Source organism: Intrasporangium sp. (assembly GCF_039812505.1).
Taxonomy (GTDB): Bacteria; Actinomycetota; Actinomycetes; order Actinomycetales; family Dermatophilaceae; genus Intrasporangium_A.
Map to the genome: position 1 here is coordinate 1 of NZ_JBDIAQ010000245.1, position 3,191 is coordinate 3,191.

The following is a 3,191-nucleotide window of genomic DNA, read 5'->3' on the forward strand; positions in this document are numbered from 1 at the left end:
ACCAGCGTCATCGAGTCCAGGTCAATGTCGGCACGAGTCAGGGCCATCAACTCGCCCCAACGCAAAGACCCGAACGCGGCCAGTAGTACGAGCAGCCGGTACCGGGGGGCGATCTCGTCCGCAAGCCGCATCACCTCCTCGAGCGTGAGCACCGGCCGCTCCGGAGCGGTCTCAGTCCCGGCACCCCTGATACGACAAGGATTCCGATGGATCACATCGTCATCCACGGCCGTCACACAGATCGCGCTGAGAAGTCGGTACGACTTCGCCACGGTGCTCTGCCCAACGCCCTGGTCCAGCAGCCCCTGTCTCCACGCGCGAACCCGCTCCGGAGTCAGATGACGCAACTCCACCGACCCCAGACCTGGAGCGATGTGCCTGCGCAGCAGCAAGGAATAGAGCTCGCGCGTCCGGGCAGAGAGCCCGGCCCGCTCGGCGATCCAGGCTTGACCAAAGGACCGCAACGTCGCTCGACCTCGGTCAGGGTCCACCCATCGCTGCGATGCCATCTGGCCGGCCACCATCGACCAGGCCGCCTCGGCGTCCGCCTTGGTCCGGTAGGTCTGCTCCAGATTCCGGCGCAGCCCGTCGGGGCCGGTATAGCGCACCTGCCAGCGCCCCGAAGGAAGCCGCCGGAAAGAGCCTCGGACCCGTTTGGGACGCATCAGCGTGTGCAGTCTCGCCGCACGGCCGGGACCGTACCCTGCTCGATAAGCTCGCGAATCGCGGACTCGGGAAAGCGCACATGGCGCCCGAGCTTGACGAACCTGATCCGCCGTTCCGCGACCAGGCGACGCGGGAACCGCTCGCCCGTCCCGAGCATCTCGGCGGCCTGCGACATCGTCAGGAGACGCTCCACACCATCCAGCTCACTCATCGCTGGTTCCCTTCTCTCACACTGCCGGTCGGGTTGCCGAATGGTTGTCCACAGGGGGGTCGGCACCCGTGGCGAGCTGTTTCGCGTGTTCGTACTCGGCGTGCCAGCGGCGCCGTTCGGCGATCGCGGCCTGGATCGCGCCGGTGGCCTGCTCGGGTGGGATGGCGTGCGCGTGCCACTGGTAGCGCGGTCTGCCGTCCTCGGTGAGGGTTTGGGTGGACATCCGGTCCGCCTCGGGTGGCGCGTACCCGGCGGCTTGCAGGACCTGCCGGACGACGTCGGCGCGGTCGGCGCGGTGCTGCGCGAGCGTCTTGGTGGACCAGCCGCGCGAGACCTGCACCCGTCGCCCGCCGATCCCCAGGTCTTCCCAGGTATGCGCGTTCGAGTGGCACCGGCCGGGCACGAGGCCCGGGCCGGCGTCCTTGGGCTGGATCCCGTAGCGCAGCCAGTTGCTGCACGCCGGTGAGCAGGGCAGCACCTGCACCTGGGCGTGCAGCCGGGCGATGTGCGCCTCGTAGCCGGCGTCGGACCCGCCGGGCTGGCTGTACGTGTCGGCGATGGACTTGGTCAGGTACTTGGTCAGGTACCGGACGGTCCGGTCCGCGTCGGGGGTGCCGCCGAGCACGCCCTGGATGTCGACCTGTGTGCCGAAGCCGAGGGTGTGCGCGGGCCGCGCGTCGGGGTCCTCGTCGAGGGCGCGCATCGCCTGATCCCACGTGGTCAGCGGGCGACCAGTGGCCGGGTCGAGGTAGTCGAGCCCGTCCCACTCCGGGTAGCTGCCCGGCTCGTAGCGGATCTGGTCGAAGGGGGGCCACCAGATCTGGGTGTAGGTGGCGCGGGTGACCTGCCGGATGACCTGGCGGGCGATGGCGCCACGTAGGGCGACGTGGAAGTGCGGGGCGAGGCGGCGTTGGGCCTCGATGGCGCCGAAGTACTGCACCTTGTAGCCGGCGCAGCGGCGCAGGTTCTGCATCCACCGGTCGAGCAGCTTCGGGAAGTGCATCGCGTCCAGGGCGGCGGTGCGGTAGTCGTACTCGTCCATGTCGACGGGGACCCCTTTGCCGGGGGTGACCCGGCCGTAGGAGGGCAGGGTGAGGGTGACGAACATCGAGGGCCGGTAGCGGCGCCCGTTGGCGCCTTCGAACACGGTGCCGACGGTGCGGTTCTGCACCGGCTTGACCGGCAGGTCCGGAGCGTCACTGCGGCGGCGGGTGGACCGGGTGCGCCGCCCCGGCTCAGGCTCGTCGTCGTCCGCGGCGGGTTCGTCATCTTCGTCGGCCTCGACCTCGTCGTCGGGGTGTTGGGCGTCTCCGGTTCTGACGGTGGGGGGTTCGGGTTCGTGTTCGAGGTGCCAGCCCTCGGTGCACTGCTGGATGCGGACCCGTCGGGCGGCGGCGGCGCAGGAGGGGCAGCGGCTCTCGCGGGTGGCCCGGCACGGCATGACCACGGTGGTCACGCTCCCGGTTGCCAGGTCGGTGACCTGGTGCAGCACCGGGTGGATGCACACGCCTTCTTTCAGGGCGACCTCGCGGGTCACCTCGGCGGTCAGCTGGTGGTCCATCACGCCGCGACCACATCCCCGGCCTGATCGAGCGCGTCGGCCAGCACGATGCCGAGCGGCTGGCCGGCCTGTAGCCGGGCCACGAACGGGCGCCGGCCGGCGGGGGTCAGCCCGCCCCAGATGCCGTACTCCTCGTCGAACACGAGCGCGGCGGCCAGGCACAGCTCCCGGATCGGGCAGGCCGCGCAGATCGCGGCGGCGCGGTGGGCCCTGCCGGTGCGGGGCTCGCTGAACCACAGCTCGGCGTTCGCCCCGACACAAGAGCCGGTGGTCTTCCAGCCGGGCCGGGACAGCGTCGCCACGCTGGGGCCACCGGCCGGGTTGAGGCCCTTGACCGGGACCCCGTACTCGCGCAGCCACACCCCCGGCTCTGCCTTCGCCCGGGGCCGGCGGGGACGCCGAGACGACGAGGACGGGCGGTGCGTCCGGGCCCGGGTGTTCACGGCTGCCCCGCGGCTGGGTGGATGCCGGTGCGGCTGATGTCCTCCTGGCCGGCCCCGATGAGCCTCCCGAGCGTGGTGGCGGACTCCGCGCCGGCGCGCAGGGCCTCCATGGCGTAGCAGATGGACTCCTCGGGGTTGCCGCCGTCGTCCTCATACAGGGCGTACACGGCCACCGAGGCGGCCAGGCCGGCCGAGAGCTGCCGCAGCGCCTGGGCCAGGCCGTGCGCGAGGCTGGTGAGGGTGCCGAGCACCTCGTACACGTCCGGCGGCGGGAGCGGCCCACCGGGCCGGGTCGCGTGGTTGAGGGCGC

At 71.5% G+C, this 3,191-nt stretch carries 4 protein-coding genes and 1 pseudogene; all 5 read right to left on the minus strand.

The annotated features are described in order from the left end of the window. Nucleotides 1-608: pseudogene (locus tag WMI84_RS17705) on the minus strand (hypothetical protein); the annotation flags it as partial. 56 nt (nucleotides 609-664) lie between these two features. Beyond that, on the minus strand, nucleotides 665-877 hold the full coding sequence (locus WMI84_RS17710) for an excisionase family DNA-binding protein (protein WP_347355094.1): 213 nt from the start codon (nucleotides 875-877) through the stop codon (nucleotides 665-667). 16 nt (nucleotides 878-893) lie between these two features. Beyond that, nucleotides 894-2,438: a replication initiator gene (locus WMI84_RS17715; protein ID WP_347355097.1), complete on the minus strand. Its 1,545-nt coding sequence runs from the start codon at nucleotides 2,436-2,438 to the stop codon at nucleotides 894-896. Further along, a complete protein-coding gene (locus WMI84_RS17720) occupies nucleotides 2,438-2,800 on the minus strand; it encodes a WhiB family transcriptional regulator (protein ID WP_347355095.1) in 363 nt (120 codons plus the stop codon). The genes WMI84_RS17715 and WMI84_RS17720 overlap by 1 nt, the downstream gene beginning before the upstream one ends. A gap of 77 nt (nucleotides 2,801-2,877) precedes the next feature. Beyond that, nucleotides 2,878-3,191: hypothetical protein (locus WMI84_RS17725; protein ID WP_347355096.1), on the minus strand; the 314-nt coding region annotated here is incomplete at its 5' end.